This is a genomic window from Amycolatopsis sp. NPDC101161 (assembly GCF_044768185.1).
In the GTDB taxonomy this organism is placed as follows: Bacteria; Actinomycetota; Actinomycetes; order Mycobacteriales; family Pseudonocardiaceae; genus Amycolatopsis.
The window spans coordinates 786,988-802,621 of record NZ_JBIWPI010000001.1; the positions used below are offsets into that span (position 1 = coordinate 786,988).

A 15,634-nucleotide genomic window follows, 5' to 3' on the forward strand; every position below is an offset into this window, starting at 1 on the left:
ACGCACGGGTCAGGCCAGTTCAGCCACGGTGTCGGGGATCATGAACCCACACTAGGTACCCCTCGGCCGCGACCGATGCCACGCCATCATGCGCGTAACGGGGTGTCTACCGGCTGAACGAGTGAACGAATGTCCACATGCGGTAACTTTTTGTCACACCGCGTATGCAGTGGCAGACAGAGCCCGGGTCAGCGACGCGTCAACCGCACCGGAAGACCGTCGGCGGGGACCGGCAGGGACACGTAGTCCCACTTCGCGGTGTAACTCTCCGGAACCGACCAGCGGTACGCCCGCAGCATTTCGTGCATCAGCAACTTCACCTCGAGGCTGCCGAAGTGGAGCCCGATGCACTTGTGCGCGCCGCCCCCGAACGGCATCCACGCCATCCGGTGCGACTTGTCCTCGCGCCGCGGCTCGGCGAACCGCTCGGGGTCGAAGTCGAAGGGGTTCGTCCAGCACTCGGGCGCGAAGTGGTTGACCGTGGGGGAGACGCCGCACAACGTGCCGGCGGGGATGTAGTGGCCGAGGACCTCGGTGTCCTTGACGGTCTGGCGGGTCAGCGACGGCACCGGCGCGACGAGCCGCAGCGCCTCCTTCATCACGAGGTCCAGGGTTTCGAGCTTGTCGATCGCCTCGATGTCGAGGACGTCGTCGCCGAGGGCCAGGGACTCCTCGCGGGCGCGCTCCTGCCACTCGGGGTGCTTGGCGAGGTAGTACGCCATGGCGCTGCTGGTGATGGTCGTCGTGTCGTGCGCGGCCATCATCAGGAAGATCATGTGGTTGACGATGTCGGTGTCGGTGAAGCGGTCGCCGTCCTCGGTGGTGGCGTGGCAGAGGGCGGTGAAGAGGTCGTCGCCGTCCGACTTCCGTTTGGCGGGCAGGGTTTCGCTGAAGTAGCGCTCCAGCACCTTCCGCCCGTGCAGGCCCGCCGACCAGCGCCCGCCGGGCACCGGGACGCGCACCAGCGCGGTACCGGCGCGCACGGAGCTGACGAACGCGCGGTTGATCCGGTGCGAGTCGGCGCCGCTGCGCATGCCCATGAACACGCGCGTCGCGACGTCGAGGGTGAGCTGCTTGAGCGCCCAGTACAGCCGCGGGCGCTCGTTCGAGCCCCAGCTCGCGACGCCTTCGCGCAGGGCCGGGCCCATTTCGCCGACGTAGCCGGCCAGGCGCGGGCGGGTGAAGGCCTCCTGCATGATCCGGCGGTGCAGGTGGTGCTCGCCGAAGTCCATCAGCATCAGGCCGCGCTCGAAGAACTTCTCGATGAAGAACTTCCAGCCCTCCTGCGAGAACGCCTTGTCCTTGTTGACGAGCGCGATCTGCGTCGCCTCCGGCCCGGACAGCGCGACGATCCGGCGGCCGAACCCGCCGGTCCACGACACCGGGCCGTAGAGCTCGTAGCGGCGCAGGCCGAAGGCGGGCCCGAAGCGCATCATCTCGAGCATGTGCCCGACGACCGGCGGCCCTTCGTCGCCGAGGACGGGCTTGAGGCCGCTGCCCGCGGGCGGCGGCGCCAGCTCCTTGACGGGCCACCGCGACTGCAGCCAGCGCTCGTCGACCTTGTGCGGCAGGGGGAGCGCCGTCAAGGGCGGAACGCGTTCGCGCAGCGCTTCGGCGGCTCGGCTGACAGTGCCCGGCAAAGTGACCATCTCCCCGCTGAGATCGGCTGTCCCCCCACGATGCACCCTTGTTGACGATGTGACAACAGGTCGGGCGTCCTCTTTTCGGGTGGCTTCCGGGCGCCGGCCCGTCAGCGGTTCCGCACCTCGGCGCGCCGGGCTTCGGACGGGTTCGTGCCGCGGACCCGCTTGAACGCCGCGCTGAACGAGAACGCGTCCGCGTACCCGACGGCGTGGGCGACCTCCGCGACGGTCGCGGTCGCGCGCTCGGCCAGGAGGTCGGCCGCGAGCGCCATGCGGTGGCGGGTCAGGTAGGTCAGCGGCGGCTCGCCGACCAGGTCGCCGAAGCGCTTGGCCAGCGTCGAGCGCGACACGCCGGTGCGGGCGGCCAGCGTGCCGACCGTCCACGGCGCCGCCGGTTCGGCGTGCAGCAGCCGCAGGGCCTGGCCGACCACCGCGTCGCGCTGGGCGGTCCACCACGCCGGGGGCGCGCCGCCGGGCCGGTCGAACCACTCGCGCAGCGTGCAGACGAGCATCCAGTCCAGCAGCCGGTCGAGCACCACCTGCTGGCCCGGCGCGTCGACGGCGACCTCGGCCGCGAGGTGGTCCAGCACGGCGTCGCCGGTGCCACCGCCGTCGACGCGCAACACGACGGGCAGGGCGTCCAGCAGCCGGCGGCCGATCTCGCCGCGGACGGGGTAGGCGCCGGTGATCAGGGTCGTCGAGCCGTCGCCGGGGTCGTGCCAGCCGCGCCGGTGCCGGGTCCCGCCCAGCTCGGGCGCCGCGCAGAACTCGCCGCACGCCACGGGTTCGGCGGTGGTGCCGAGCTCGTCGACGAAGGTGAAGGTCGCCGGCCCGCGGACGACGACCGTGTCGTAGGCGCGCAGTGGTTCCGGTGTCCCGTGGTCCGGCACGATCCAGCCGCCGCCGGTGAGGACCGTGCAGAGGGTCAGCGGCGCGCCGTCGACGAAGTGCAGGGCCCAGGGCGGGGCGAGGGCCGAGCTGCCGAACAGCGAGCCGTGGGCCCGCACGTCGCGGAAGAGGTCACCGAAGGCGTCCACGAGGGTGACGTTAGACGATCGCGTAGGTGTTCCGGTGTTTCACCCATGGGATCGTCCGAGCGGGCCGGGTTGACTCGACGTCATGACCGCGTTGACTGATCAGGACCTCGAACTCCTCCGGCGGCCGTTGCACGGCTTCTTGACGGTGGCCGGCGGCGAGCCGCGTCCGGTGTGGTTCGAGGCGACGGCCGAAGGCACGATCCAGCTGTTCACGGAACCGGACTCGCCGAAGGTCCGGCGGGTGCGCCGCGACCCGCGCGCGTCGCTCACCGTGGCGGCGCCGGTGGGGGAGCGCGAACGGTGGGTGTCGGCCACGGGCCGGGTTTCCCTCGAACCCGGTGGGGCGCACGAACTCGCGTCACGCCTGGCCGCGCGCTACTGGGACCTGGACGACCCGGAGCGGGCCGCGGATCTCGAGGGAATCCTGGCGGTGGACCAGCTCCGGCTGGTGATCCACCCGGAGAAGGTGCGCCGCTACACGTACTGACCGAAGTAGCCGGCGAGCTTGTCGACGGCGAGGTCGATGTACTCGCGCTTGTCGTAGAGGTCGACGTGGCTCGCGCCCTCGATCCAGTGGATCTCCGCGGGACCGGTCGCGCGCCGGTGGGCCTCCAGGCCCATCCACGCGGTGACGGCGCGCTCGCCGAGGATCTGCAGCATCGGGCGCGGGCCGATCAGCGGGACGGCGTGGAAGACGTCGCTCGCGGCCATCTTGTCGACGCTGTCCCAGGTCAGGAACTTCGCCGAGCGCTCGTGGTGGCCGCGGGCACCGCAGTAGTACTCCCAGCCCTCGACGCCGTGCTGCCCGCCGAGCGCGCCGGCTTCCGCGGCCGTCTCGGGGAACATCGTGAGCACACCGGGGTCCTCACCGCGGGCGGCGGCCGTCCGCGCCTGGGCGGCGGCGTCGAGCAGGCCCTGGAAGACGGCCGGGTCCTGGGTGCCGTCGGCGCCGTAGCGGAACTGGCGGGCGGGTTCGGCGGTGCACACGGTCGCCACGGCCTTGACGCGGTGGTCACCGCCGGTGGCGGCGAGCGAGTACCCGCCGGAGGCGCAGATCCCGAGCAGCCCGATCCGGCCGGCGTCGACCTCGGGGCGGGTGGTGAGGTACGAGACGGCGGCCTTGAAGTCTTCGATCCGCTGGGCGGGGTCTTCGAGGCCGCGCGGCAGCCCGCCGGACTCGCCCTGGTGAGCGGCGTCGAACGCCAGGGTCACGAACCCGCGTTCGGCCATCAGCCGCGCGTACGTCCCGGAGGTCTGCTCCTTGACCCCGGTCCCGGGGTGCCCGACGACGAGCGCCGGCAGCGGGGCGTCCGCGCCCTCGGGGACGTAGAGGTGCGCCGCGATGTCGATGCCGGCGCTGGTGAAGGTGACGGTGGTCTTGGTCATGAAGACACCTTCGCCCCGGCTCGAGGAGCGGAAAAGCCGAGAGTTCCTGCCTGGGAAGGATCCTGCCCCCGCACGCGACGCCGTGGACGCTCCACACTGGAACCATGACCACCTGGACACCCGAAGACCTCGCCCGGCTCGCCGAGAGCTACTCGCTCGTCCTGACGGCCGGGGACGGGCCCGGCGTCGAGATCGGCATGGCGGTCGTGGACGGCGGGGTCTACGTCCGCGCCTACCGCGGCGTCCGCTCCCGCTGGTACCGCGCGGCGCGCGACCACGGCCACGGCCGGATCGAACTGGGCGGAGTCACGCGCGCAGTGTCGTTCACGACCGGCGTCGAACCGCCCGGCGGTCTCGACGCCGCCTTCGCCGGCAAGTACGGACCCGTATCCGACGCGCTCGTCGCGAGCCCCGAGGCCCGGGCCGCGACGGTCCGGATCGACCCGGCGGCGTGAAAAAGCCCGGCCACGCCCCGAAAGGCGTGGCCGGGCCCATCAGCGGGACCTCAGTCCCAGTCGAGCGCGCCGCCCGACTGGTACTCGATGACGCGGGTCTCGAAGAAGTTCTTCTCCTTCTTCAGGTCCATCGCCTCGGACATCCACGGGAACGGGTTCTCGGTCTCGCCGAAGATCGGCTGGAGACCGATCTGCTGCGCGCGGCGGTCGGTGATGAAGTGCATGTACTGCTCGCACAGCTGTGCCGACAGGCCGAGCATGCCGCGCGGCATCGTGTCGCGCGCGTAGTTGACCTCGAGCTCGCACGCCTCCTTCAGCATGCCGCGCACCTCGGCCTGGAACTCCTCGGTCCACAGGTGCGGGTTCTCGATCTTGATCTGGTTGATGCAGTCGATGCCGAAGTTCAGGTGGATCGACTCGTCGCGCAGGATGTACTGGTACTGCTCGGCGATGCCGACCATTTTGTTCCGGCGGCCCAGCGACAGGATCTGCGCGAAGCCGGTGTAGAACCACATGCCCTCGAAGATCACGTAGAACGCGACGAGGTCACGCAGGAACGCCTGGTCGGCCTCCGGCGTCCCGGTCTCGAAGTCCGGGTTCTCCAGGTTCTGCGTGTACTTCAGCGCCCACGCGTCCTTGTCCGAAATGGACGGAACCTCGCGGTACATGTTGAACAGCTCGCCCTCGACCAGGCCGAGGCTCTCGCAGATGTACTGGAAGGTGTGCGTGTGCACGGCCTCCTCGAACGCCTGGCGCAGCAGGTACTGGCGGCACTCGGGGTTGGTGATCTGCCGGTACACCGCAAGCACGATGTTGTTGGCCACCAACGACTCCGCGGTCGCGAAGAAGCCGAGGTTGCGCTTGAGCATCTGCCGCTCGTCCTCGGTGAGGCCGTCCGGCGACTTCCACAGCGCGATGTCGGCCTGCATGGCGACCTCGGTCGGCATCCAGTGGTTGTTGCAGCCGGCGAGGTACTTCTCCCACGCCCACTTGTACTTCATGGGCAGCAGCTGGTTGACGTCGGCGCGCGCGTTGATCATGCGCTTGTCGTCGACGTTGATCCGGGCGGCGCCGACCTCGATCTCCCCGAGGCCGGTCGCGTCCGTGGTCTCCACGTTGGTCATGTTCCTCGGGTTCCTTACTGGCAGGCTTCGCAGTCGGGGTCGTCGATGCGGCAGGCGGCGCCTTCGGTGGCCACGAAGTCGACGTCCGGCGCCGGCTTCGGAGCGGGCGACGGCGACGGCGTCGGTGCCGGTGCGGGCGCCGGCGCAGGGGCGGCCGCCGCGGGAGCCGGGGCCGGGGTGGCCGAGACGGCGTTCAGCTTGCCGTCGGTGCCGCGCAGGGTGCTCTTCTCCACGTGCGTCGCGGACTGCGCCCGCAGGTAGTACGTGGTCTTGAGGCCCTTGTGCCACGCGTAGCGGTACAGCTCGTCGAGCTTGCGGCCGCTCGGCGCCGCGATGTACAGGTTCAGCGACTGCGCCTGGTCGATCCACTTCTGGCGCACCGAACCCGCGTCGACGATCCACTTCGACTCGATCTCGAACGCCGTCGCGTAGAGCGCCTTCAGGTCGTCCGGGACGCGGTCGATCTGGCCGAGGCTGCCGTCGAAGTACTTGAGGTCGCTGACCATGACCTCGTCCCAGAGCCCGCGCTCCTTGAGGCTCTTGACCAGGTGCGGGTTCACGACGGTGAAGTCGCCGGACATGTTCGACTTGACGAACAGGTTCTGGAACAGCGGCTCGATCGACTGCCCGACCCCGGAGATGTTGGAGATCGTCGCGGTCGGCGCGATCGCCATCACGTTGGAGTTGCGCATGCCGACGGTCTTGACGCGCTCGCGCAGCGGCGCCCAGTCCAAAGTGGACGAGGTGTCGACGTCGAGGCCGTCACCCTGGCGGGCGTCGATGAGCAGCTGCAGCGAGTCGATCGGCAGGATGCCCTTGCTCCACAGCGATCCCTCGAACGACTGGTACTGCCCGCGCTCCTCGGCGAGGTCGGTCGACGCCGAGATCGCGTAGTAGGACAGGTGCTCCATGGAGACGTCGGCGAACTTGACGGCCTCTTCGGAGGCGAACGGGACGCCGATCTCGAACAGCGCGTCCTGGAAGCCCATGATGCCCAGGCCCACCGGGCGGTGGCGCAGGTTGGAGCGGCGCGCCTCCGGGATCGTGTAGAAGTTGATGTCGATCACGTTGTCCAGCATGCGGACGGCCGTGCGCACGGTCTTCTCGAGCCGCTCGGTGTCCAGGCCGGCCGGGGTGACGTGCTTGAGCAGGTTCACCGAGCCGAGGTTGCAGACCGCGACCTCGTCGGTGGTCGTGTTCAGCGTGATCTCGGTGCACAGGTTGGACGAGTGCACGACGCCGACGTGCTGCTGCGGCGAGCGCAGGTTGCACGGGTCCTTGAACGTGATCCACGGGTGACCGGTCTCGAACAGCATGGTCAGCATGCGGCGCCACAGGTCGACCGCGCGGATCCGGCGGAACACCTTGATCTCGCCGCGGTCGGCCATCGCCTCGTACTCGCGGTAGCGGGCGGCGAACTCGTTGCCGTACAGGTCGTGCAGGTCCGGCGTCTCGTTCGGCGAGAACAGCGTCCACTCGGCGTTGGCCTCGACGCGGCGGAGGAACTCGTCGGGCACCCAGTTCGCGGTGTTCATGTCGTGGGTGCGGCGGCGGTCGTCACCGGTGTTCTTGCGCAGGTCGAGGAACTCCTCGATGTCCACGTGCCAGGTCTCGAGGTACGCGCAGGCCGCGCCCTTGCGCTTGCCGCCCTGGTTGACGGCGACGGCGGTGTCGTTGGCGATCTTGAGGAACGGCACGACGCCCTGCGACTGGCCGTTGGTGCCCTTGATGTGCGCGCCGAGGCCGCGGACCGGGGTCCAGTCGTTGCCGAGGCCGCCCGAGTACTTGGCCAGCAGCGCGTTGTTCTTGTAGGCCTGGAAGATCGAGTCCAGGTCGTCGTCCACCGTGGTCAGGAAGCAGGACGACAGCTGCGGGCGCGTGGTGCCCGAGTTGAACAGCGTCGGCGTGGACGCCATGAAGTGGAAGCTCGACAGCAGCTCGTAGAACTCGATCGCGCGGGCTTCGCGGTCGTCTTCCCGGATCGCGAGACCCATGGCGACGCGCATGAAGAACGCCTGCGGCAGCTCGAAGCGGGTGCCGTCGTGGTGCTGGAAGTACCGGTCGTAGAGCGTCTGCAAGCCGAGGAACCCGAAGTCGAGGTCGCGCTCGGGCCGGATCGCGGCGGTGATCTTGTCCAGGTCGAAGCGCTGCAGCTCGGCGTCGACCAGCTCCAGCTCGATCGCGCGGCGCAGGTAGGCGCGGAAGTACGCGGGGTACTCGGTCGCCATCTCGTCCTGGCTGGCCAGGCGCGGCTTCTTCGCCAGGTAGCTCAGGGCCTCGCCGCGCAGCTTGTCCAGCAGCAGGCGGGCGGAGACGTAGGAGTAGTTCGGCTCCTGCTCGACGAGCACGCGGGCGGCCAGGACCTGGGCCAGGGCCAGCTCGTCGGCGCTGATGCCGTCGTAGAGGTTGCGCTTGGCCTCGGCCAGCACCGGCTCGGCTTCGACGTCGTCGAGCCCGGCGACGGCCTCGCCCACGACGTGGGACACGCGGGCCCAGTCGAGCGGGCGCAGCACGCCGTCGGTGCCCTTGACGTTCAGGGCGACCTCGGTGGCGGCGGGCTTGACGGCCTCGCGGGCCTTGCTGCGCTCCTCGCGGTAGAGGACGTAGGCGCGGGCGACCTTGTGGTGCTCGCCGCGCATGAGGGCGAGCTCGACGATGTCCTGGATCTGCTCGATGTGCAGGGCGGTCTCGGGGCCGGCGTGGCGCAGCAGGGTCGTCTCGACCTGCTGGGTCAGCTCGGCGACGACGTGGTGCACGCGGGAGGACGCGGCGGCGTCGCCGCCTTCGACCGCGAGGAACGCCTTGGTCAGCGCGACCGAGATCTTCCCGGCGTCGAACGGCGACACGCTGCCGTCCCGCCGGATGACCCGGATCGCGGTGGGTGTGTCGGCGGCTGAGGGCCGCTGACCGGTTTCGACTGACATGCGTGTCTCCAAGTTTTCGGGCGCGTTCGATCGCCGCACGGCCTCGCAAAGCCGTGCGCTGCAGGTTCTCCAAAGCTGCCCGGCCACCCTCTGCAGCGGTCTCCCCGTCGCTGGGGGCTGCCGGTCACCAGAGACTACATGTAGGGGTGATCGCCCGCGCGGGACCCAAGGGGTGGCGTGTCGCGCTCTCACCCTGGCGGGTTACGTGATCACCCAGAGGTGCTGTTCACGCCGCGGGGACGCGCTTGCGGAGGTAGGTTCAAGCGCCGAAACGCAACTGCGAGCCCGGGAGTTCCAGGCTCGCCACCGGGCGGCGCCCGTCGAGGTAGCCGAGGGGGCCGTCCGGGTTGAAGCTCCAGTCCGCCGACGCCGGGCGCGGGCGGATCTTCGCGCCCACCGGGGTGCGCAGCAGGCCGTCGCGCTCCTGGACCACCTCGAACGACGTCGGCACGCGCAGCGGCAGGCCCGGGCGGCGCTTGAAGGCGGCCGTCGCGATCCAGTCGCCGGACGTGGCCGCGGTCGCGGTGAAGGCGGGGCCGCTGGTGAAGTTCAGGGTCGCCAGGTCCTTCGGGATCGCCCAGAGCTCGCGGCCGCCCGCCAGCGATTCCTCGCTGTCGACCCAGATCTCGGTGATGGAGCACGAAACCCGGCGCGCCTTGATCGAGACCGCGGCCAGCAGCTCGTGGTAGGCCATCTGCCCGGGCGGGATGTAGTCGATCCACGCCGTGAACACCGACGCCTGGCCCGCGACGAGCAGCGGCGACGCGCCGGGCGGCGGGGGAGGCAGCTGAGAAGGCGGCACCCGCCAGATCGAGACGCGCGCGTCGGCGGTCAGGTGCCAGGGCTGCGGCGGGTAGAGGCTCATTCGTCCAACCAGGGGAGGTACGGCGGCAGGTCCTTGTCGACGTGCATGCCGAACGCCGGCGGCCGCTTCTGCAGGAACGACATGACGCCCTCGACGGCGTCCGGGCTCGCGCCGAGCCCGCCGATCAGCTTCGAGTCGAGTTCGTGCACCGGGTACGGCGATTCGGCGCTCGCCATCCGGTAGAGCAGCTGGCGCGTCACCGCGACCGACACCGGCGCCGTCGTCGCGACGATCTCGTGGGCCAGTGCGTACGCCTCGTCGAGCACGGTGCCCGCCGGGAAGACCTGGTGCACCAAGCCCCTTTCGAGGGCCTCGGCCGCGGGGAACACCCGGCCGCTGATCATCCAGTCGAGAGCCGTGCCCATGCCGACGAGCCGGGGGAGGAACCACGCCGACGCGCCCTCGGGGTAGATCCCGCGGCGCGTGAACACGAACCCGAACCGGGAGTCCTCCGACGCGAGCCGGTAGTCGCACGACAGCGTGATCGTGACGCCGGCGCCGACCGCCGCACCGTGCAGCGCCGCGATCACCGGCTTGTTCATCGCGAAGATCCGCTTCGAGCACCGGCCGGCGGGCTCCTGCCACGCCGCTTCCGGGCCGGTCGACGGGTCGAAGTCGAAGCCGCCTTGCGAGAGGTCCGCGCCGACGCAGAAGTCCTTGCCCGCGCCGGTCAGCACGACCACGCGGACGTCCTCGTCGCGGTCCGCGCGGTCCATCGCGTCGCCGAGCTCGTCGGCCATCCGGATCGTGTAGCCGTTGCGCGCCTCGGGGCGGTTCAGCGTCACCGTGGCGATCCGGTCCGCGACGGCGTAGGTGATCTCGGCGTAGTCGGCCATGCGACGAAACTATTGCAGTCCGACACTACTGGCAAGGTGTCAATAGTGGGTCCGCAGCGTCCGGGGCGAAACAATCAGGCGTGCTTGATTTTTCCGGCGGCCGGTGCGACGCTGGGCGCCAGGACGCAAGGAGGCGGCTGATGGCGGATCTCGGCGTGATCCTCGGGGATCTCGACGCGGAGACACGGACGATCGACGACGTGGTGGCGGACCTGCCCGCGTCGGACTGGGCACGGGAAACACCGGCCGTGGGGTGGACGATCGCGCACCAGATCGCCCACCTGGCCTGGACCGACCGGAAGGCGCTGATCGCGGCGGCCCACCCGGAAGACTGGCAGGCCGAGGTCGAGGAGCTGCTCAAGGGCGGGGCGACCTACGTCGACGACGGCGCCGCGGCCGGGGCGCAGCGGCCGCCGCGCGAGATCCTCGAAGACTGGCGTTCGGGGCGCGCGGCGCTGGCCGAAGCGCTCGCCGCCGTGCCGGAAGGGCAGAAGCTGCCCTGGTACGGCCCGCCGATGAGCGCCGCCTCGATGGCGACCGCGCGGATGATGGAGACCTGGGCGCACGGCCAGGACGTCTTCGACGCCCTCGGCCTGACGCGGGAGCCGACCGCGCGGCTGTGGCACATCGCCCGCTTCGGCACGCGCACCCGCGACTTCGCCTACCTGACCCAATCGCTCGCGCCGCCGGCCGAGGAGTTCCGTGTCGAGCTGACCGCGCCCGACGGCTCCACCTGGGCGTTCGGCCCGGAGGACGCCGAGCAGAAGCTGACCGGCAGCGCGCTGGACTTCTGCCTGGTCGTCACGCAGCGGCGGCACCCGGCCGACACGGATCTCGTGGCGCACGGCGCCGACGTCGAAGAATGGCTGACCATCGCGCAGGCCTTCGCCGGGCCGCCCGGGGAAGGCCGGAAGCCGGGGCAGTTCGCATGACCTACCGCATCGGCAACGCGTCCGGCTTCTACGGCGACCGGTTCTCCGCGGTCCGCGAGATGCTGACCGGCGGTCCGCTCGACGTCCTGACCGGCGACTACCTCGCCGAGCTGACCATGCTCATCCTCGGCCGCGACCGGATGAAGGACGCCAACCGCGGCTACGCCAAGACGTTCCTCCGCCAGATGGAGGAAAACCTCGGGCTGGCGCGGGAAAAGGGCGTCAAGATCGTCGCCAACGCGGGCGGGCTCAACCCCGCCGGCCTGGCCGACGCCCTCCGCGAACTGGCGGCCAAGCTCGGCCTGGACGTCAAGATCGCGCACGTCGAAGGCGACGACCTCGTGGCCCGCGCGGACGAGCTGGACCTCGGGAAACCGTTGACCGCCAACGCTTATCTCGGCGCCTGGGGCATCGTCGAGTGCCTGAACGCGGGCGCCGACGTCGTCGTCACCGGCCGCGTCACCGACGCCTCGGTCATCGTCGGCCCGGCCGCCGCCCACTACGGCTGGGCCCGCGACGACTTCGATGCCCTCGCCGGCGCGGTCGCCGCCGGGCACGTCATCGAATGCGGCGCCCAGGCCACCGGCGGCAACTACGCCTTCTTCACCGAGCACTCCCTGGGCGTGCCGGGCTTCCCGATCGCCGAGATCGAGGCCGACGGCTCCAGCGTCATCACCAAGCACCCGGGCACCGGGGGAGTGGTGAACACCGGCACGGTCAGGGCGCAGCTGCTGTACGAAATCACCGGCGCGCGCTACGCCGGACCGGACGTCACCACCCGGTTCGACACGCTGTCCTTGTCGGACGACGGGCCCGACCGGGTCCGCATCTCCGGCGTCCGCGGCGAAGCCCCGCCACCGACGCTGAAGGTCGCGCTGAACACCCTCGGCGGGTTCCGCAACGAGACGACGTTCGTCCTCACCGGACTCGACATCGAGGCGAAAGCCGCGCTGGTGCGCGAACAGCTCGAAGCGTCCATGAAGGACCGGCCCCCCGCCGACGTCCGGTGGACCCTCGCCCGCACCGACCACGCGGACGCCGACACCGAGCAGACGGCCAGCGCGCTGCTGCACGTCGCCGTCAAGGACGCCGACCCGAAGGTCGCGGGCCGCGCGTTTACCGGCGCCGCCATCGAGCTGGCGCTGGCGAGCTACCCGGGCTTCCACGTCACCGCACCCCCTTCCGACGCCTCGCCGTACGGCGTTTACACCGCGGCCTACGTGGACGCGGGGAAGGTGCCGCACGTCGCCGTGCTGCCGGACGGCATGCGTGTCGACATAGCGCCTTCGTCGTCCACTCTGGACTTGTCCGATGTGGACGAGCCCGCGCTGCCCGAGCCGCTCGACCACGGGCCCGTGCGCCGCGTTCCCCTGGGTACGGTCGCCGGCGCCCGCAGCGGGGACAAGGGCGGCAACGCCAACCTCGGCGTCTGGGTGCGGTCGGAAGAGGCGTGGCGGTGGCTGGTGCACCGGCTGACCGTCGCCGAGTTCAAGCTGCTGCTGCCCGAAACCGCCGACCTGCCGGTGACGCGCTACCTGCTGCCCAACCTGTGGGCGATGAACTTCGTCGTCGAGGGCATCCTCGGCGAGGGCGTCGCCTCGCAGGCGCGGTTCGACCCGCAGGCCAAGGCCTTCGGCGAGTGGCTGCGCTCCCGTGAAATCGACGTCCCCGAGGTGCTCCTGTGACCGACCCCTTCCGGACGCCCGAACGGGCCGAGCTGCGCAAGACCGTGCGCAAGTTCGTCGAGCAGGAGGTCCTGCCGCACCTCGACCACTGGGAGCGCGCCGGCGAGCTGCCGCGCGACCTGCACCGCAAGGCCGGTGACCTGGGCCTGCTCGGCGTCGCCTTCCCCGAGGAGGTCGGCGGGGGTGACGGCAACTACCTCGACGCCCTGGTCGTCGCCGAGGAGATGCACTACGCGGGCGGCTCCGGCGGCCTCTTCGCGTCGCTGTTCACCTGCGGCATCGCCGTCCCGCACATCGCCGAAGCGAACGACCCGGTGCAGCTCGAACGCTGGGTGCGCCCGACGCTCGCCGGCGACAAGATCGGTTCGCTGGCCGTCACCGAGCCTGACGGCGGCTCGGACGTCGCCGGGATCCGGACCACCGCCGTCCGCGAGGGCGACGAATACGTCATCAACGGCGCCAAGACGTTCATCACCTCCGGCTGCCGCGCGGACTTCGTCACCACGGTCGTGCGCACCGGCGGCGAAGGCGCGCACGGGCTTTCGCTGATCGTCGTCGAGCGCGGGACGCCCGGGTTCACCGTGTCCCGCAAGCTCGAGAAGATGGGCTGGCTCTGCTCCGACACCGCCGAACTGTCCTACGTGGACGTCCGGGTGCCGGTGGAGAACCTGATCGGGGCCGAGAACAGCGGGTTCGCGCAGGTGGCCACCCAGTTCGTCACCGAGCGGCTTTCCCTGGCCGTGCAGGCGTACGCGCACGCCCAGCGAGCCCTCGACCTGACGCTCGACTGGTGCCGGCTGCGCGAGACGTTCGGCCGCCCGCTCATCTCGCGGCAGGTCGTCCAGCACAAGCTCACCGAGATGGCGCGCAAGGTCGACGTCGCGCGGACCTACACCCGGCAGGCCGCGATCCGGCACGTCTCGGGCGAAGAGGTCATCGCCGAAGCCTGTTTCGCCAAGAACACCGCCGTCGAGGCCGCCGAATGGGTGGTCAACGAGGCCGTCCAGCTGCACGGCGGGCTCGGCTACATGCGCGAGTCCGAAGTGGAGCGCCACTACCGCGACGTCCGGATCCTCGGCATCGGCGGCGGCACCACCGAGATCCTCACCGGCCTGGCCGCGAAGCGATTGGGATACACCTCGTGACTACCTTGAGGTCCACTGTGGACACGCGGGCCGCCGAGTTCGGCGCGAACCGCGAGGCGATGCTGGAGAAGCTCGCCGAAATCGACGCCGAACAGGCCAAGGCCGTCGCGGGCGGCGGCGAGAAGTACGTCGAGCGGCACCGCAAGCGTGGCAAGCTCCTCGCCCGCGAGCGGATCGAGCTGCTGCTCGACCAGGACTCGCCGTTCCTGGAGCTGTCGCCGCTGGCCGCGTGGGGCACCGACTACCGGGTCGGCGCGAGCCTGGTGACCGGCATCGGCGTCGTCGAAGGCGTCGAGTGCCTGATCTCGGCCAGCGACCCGACGGTCAAGGGCGGCGCCAGCAACCCCTGGACCACGAAGAAGAGCTTCCGGGCCGCGGACATCGCCGCGCAGAACCGGCTGCCGTCGATCAACCTCGTCGAGTCCGGCGGCGCCGACCTGCCGACGCAGAAGGAGATCTTCATCCCCGGCGGCCGGATCTTCCGGGACATCACGCGGGCCTCGGCCGCGGGCTGCCCGACGGTCGCGCTGGTCTTCGGCAACTCGACCGCCGGTGGCGCGTACCTGCCGGGCATGTCGGACTACGTCGTGATGGTCAAGGAACGCGCTAAGGTGTTCCTCGGCGGGCCGCCGCTGGTCAAGATGGCGACCGGCGAGGAGTCCGACGACGAGTCGCTCGGCGGTGCCGAGATGCACGCGCGGACGTCCGGCCTGGCCGACTACCTGGCCGTCGACGAGCAGGACGCGATCCGCCTCGGGCGGAACATCATCAAGCGGCTCAACTGGACCAAGCAGGGGCCTTCTCCGAAGCCGGACTACGCCGAGCCGTTGTACGACACCGAGGACCTGCTCGGCATCGTCCCGACCGACCTCAAGGTGCCCTTCGACCCGCGCGAGGTGATCGCCCGCGTCGTCGACGGCTCCGACTTCGACGAGTTCAAGCCGCTGTACGGCTCTTCGCTGGTGACCGGCTGGGCGAGCATCCACGGCTACCCGGTCGGCGTCCTGGCCAACGCCCAGGGTGTGCTGTTCGGCGAGGAGTCGCAGAAGGCCGCGCAGTTCATCCAGCTGGCCAACCAGATCCACACGCCGCTGGTGTTCCTGCACAACACGACCGGCTACATGGTCGGCAAGGAGTACGAGCAGAGCGGCATCATCAAGCACGGCGCGATGATGATCAACGCCGTGTCGAACTCGAAGGTGCCGCACCTGTCCGTCCTCATGGGAGCGTCCTACGGCGCCGGGCACTACGGGATGTGCGGCCGCGCCTACGATCCCCGCTTCCTGTTCGCGTGGCCGAGCGCGAAGTCCGCGGTGATGGGCCCGGCGCAGCTGGCCGGCGTGCTGTCCATCGTGGCCCGCGCGGCCGCCGAGAGCCGCGGCCAGGAGTACAACGAGGAGCACGACAAGGCCATGCGCGCCATGGTGGAAGGCCAGATCGAAGCCGAGTCGATGCCGATGTTCCTCTCCGGCATGCTCTACGACGACGGCATCATCGACCCGCGCGACACCCGCACCGTGCTGGGCTTGAGCCTGTCCGCGATCCACAATGGACCAGTGAAGGGCGCCGAGGGCTTCGGCGTCTTCCGGATGTGAGTGAGCG

General features: G+C 70.3%; 13 protein-coding genes. 6 read left to right on the forward strand and 7 right to left on the reverse strand.

What is annotated here, in order from left to right; all coding sequences use genetic code 11:
* Positions 1-188: 188 nt before the first annotated feature.
* Both ACIRSS_RS03855 and ACIRSS_RS03860 read right to left on the reverse strand, forming a co-directional pair.
* Positions 189-1,649 carry a cytochrome P450 gene (locus ACIRSS_RS03855; RefSeq protein ID WP_400890179.1) on the reverse strand — a complete coding sequence of 487 codons (1,461 nt, stop codon included), beginning with the start codon at positions 1,647-1,649 and terminating at the stop codon, positions 189-191.
* A gap of 101 nt (positions 1,650-1,750) precedes the next feature.
* The gene (locus ACIRSS_RS03860; protein ID WP_400890181.1) at positions 1,751-2,680 is read right to left on the reverse strand and encodes an AraC family transcriptional regulator; all 930 of its coding nucleotides are present in this window, start codon (positions 2,678-2,680) and stop codon (positions 1,751-1,753) included.
* Positions 2,681-2,762: 82 nt separating this feature from the next.
* On the opposite strand from ACIRSS_RS03860, the gene ACIRSS_RS03865 reads away from it, so the two are divergent.
* Positions 2,763-3,167: a pyridoxamine 5'-phosphate oxidase family protein gene (locus ACIRSS_RS03865; RefSeq protein WP_400890183.1), complete on the forward strand. Its 405-nt coding sequence runs from the start codon at positions 2,763-2,765 to the stop codon at positions 3,165-3,167.
* Here ACIRSS_RS03865 and ACIRSS_RS03870 read toward each other — a convergent pair.
* Positions 3,155-4,066 carry an alpha/beta hydrolase gene (locus ACIRSS_RS03870; protein ID WP_400890185.1) on the reverse strand — a complete coding sequence of 304 codons (912 nt, stop codon included), beginning with the start codon at positions 4,064-4,066 and terminating at the stop codon, positions 3,155-3,157. The two genes, ACIRSS_RS03865 and ACIRSS_RS03870, sit on opposite strands and share 13 nt — an antisense overlap.
* A gap of 104 nt (positions 4,067-4,170) precedes the next feature.
* Between ACIRSS_RS03870 and ACIRSS_RS03875 the strand changes: the two genes are divergently transcribed.
* Positions 4,171-4,521 (forward strand): DUF2255 family protein, encoded by a 351-nt coding sequence (locus ACIRSS_RS03875; RefSeq protein WP_400890187.1) that lies wholly within the window; start codon positions 4,171-4,173, stop codon positions 4,519-4,521.
* 50 nt (positions 4,522-4,571) lie between these two features.
* On the opposite strand, the gene ACIRSS_RS03880 is transcribed toward ACIRSS_RS03875, so the two are convergent.
* The 4 genes from ACIRSS_RS03880 to ACIRSS_RS03895 form a co-directional block, all read right to left on the reverse strand.
* Complete coding sequence (locus ACIRSS_RS03880) at positions 4,572-5,645, reverse strand: ribonucleotide-diphosphate reductase subunit beta (protein ID WP_400890189.1); 1,074 nt, start codon at positions 5,643-5,645, stop codon at positions 4,572-4,574.
* A 14-nt stretch (positions 5,646-5,659) separates the two neighbouring features.
* The gene (locus ACIRSS_RS03885; protein ID WP_400890191.1) at positions 5,660-8,569 is read right to left on the reverse strand and encodes a ribonucleoside-diphosphate reductase subunit alpha; all 2,910 of its coding nucleotides are present in this window, start codon (positions 8,567-8,569) and stop codon (positions 5,660-5,662) included.
* Between the two features lie 259 nt (positions 8,570-8,828).
* Complete coding sequence (locus ACIRSS_RS03890; protein ID WP_400890193.1) at positions 8,829-9,434, reverse strand: acetoacetate decarboxylase family protein; 606 nt, start codon at positions 9,432-9,434, stop codon at positions 8,829-8,831.
* Positions 9,431-10,270: an enoyl-CoA hydratase-related protein gene (locus ACIRSS_RS03895; protein ID WP_400890195.1), complete on the reverse strand. Its 840-nt coding sequence runs from the start codon at positions 10,268-10,270 to the stop codon at positions 9,431-9,433. The genes ACIRSS_RS03890 and ACIRSS_RS03895 overlap by 4 nt, the downstream gene beginning before the upstream one ends.
* Positions 10,271-10,410: 140 nt before the next feature.
* On the opposite strand from ACIRSS_RS03895, the gene ACIRSS_RS03900 reads away from it, so the two are divergent.
* From ACIRSS_RS03900 to ACIRSS_RS03915, 4 genes are read left to right on the forward strand one after another with little or no spacing between them, the layout of a single operon-like run.
* The gene (locus ACIRSS_RS03900) at positions 10,411-11,202 is read left to right on the forward strand and encodes a TIGR03084 family metal-binding protein (protein WP_400890197.1); all 792 of its coding nucleotides are present in this window, start codon (positions 10,411-10,413) and stop codon (positions 11,200-11,202) included.
* Positions 11,199-12,887, forward strand: a complete 1,689-nt coding sequence (locus ACIRSS_RS03905) for an acyclic terpene utilization AtuA family protein (protein ID WP_400890199.1) — start codon at positions 11,199-11,201, stop codon at positions 12,885-12,887. The genes ACIRSS_RS03900 and ACIRSS_RS03905 overlap by 4 nt, the downstream gene beginning before the upstream one ends.
* The gene (locus tag ACIRSS_RS03910; protein ID WP_400890201.1) at positions 12,884-14,032 is read left to right on the forward strand and encodes an acyl-CoA dehydrogenase family protein; all 1,149 of its coding nucleotides are present in this window, start codon (positions 12,884-12,886) and stop codon (positions 14,030-14,032) included. The genes ACIRSS_RS03905 and ACIRSS_RS03910 overlap by 4 nt, the downstream gene beginning before the upstream one ends.
* The gene (locus ACIRSS_RS03915) at positions 14,029-15,627 is read left to right on the forward strand and encodes an acyl-CoA carboxylase subunit beta (protein WP_400890203.1); all 1,599 of its coding nucleotides are present in this window, start codon (positions 14,029-14,031) and stop codon (positions 15,625-15,627) included. Before ACIRSS_RS03910 ends, ACIRSS_RS03915 begins: the two co-directional genes overlap by 4 nt.
* The last annotated feature ends 7 nt before the right edge of the window (positions 15,628-15,634 follow it).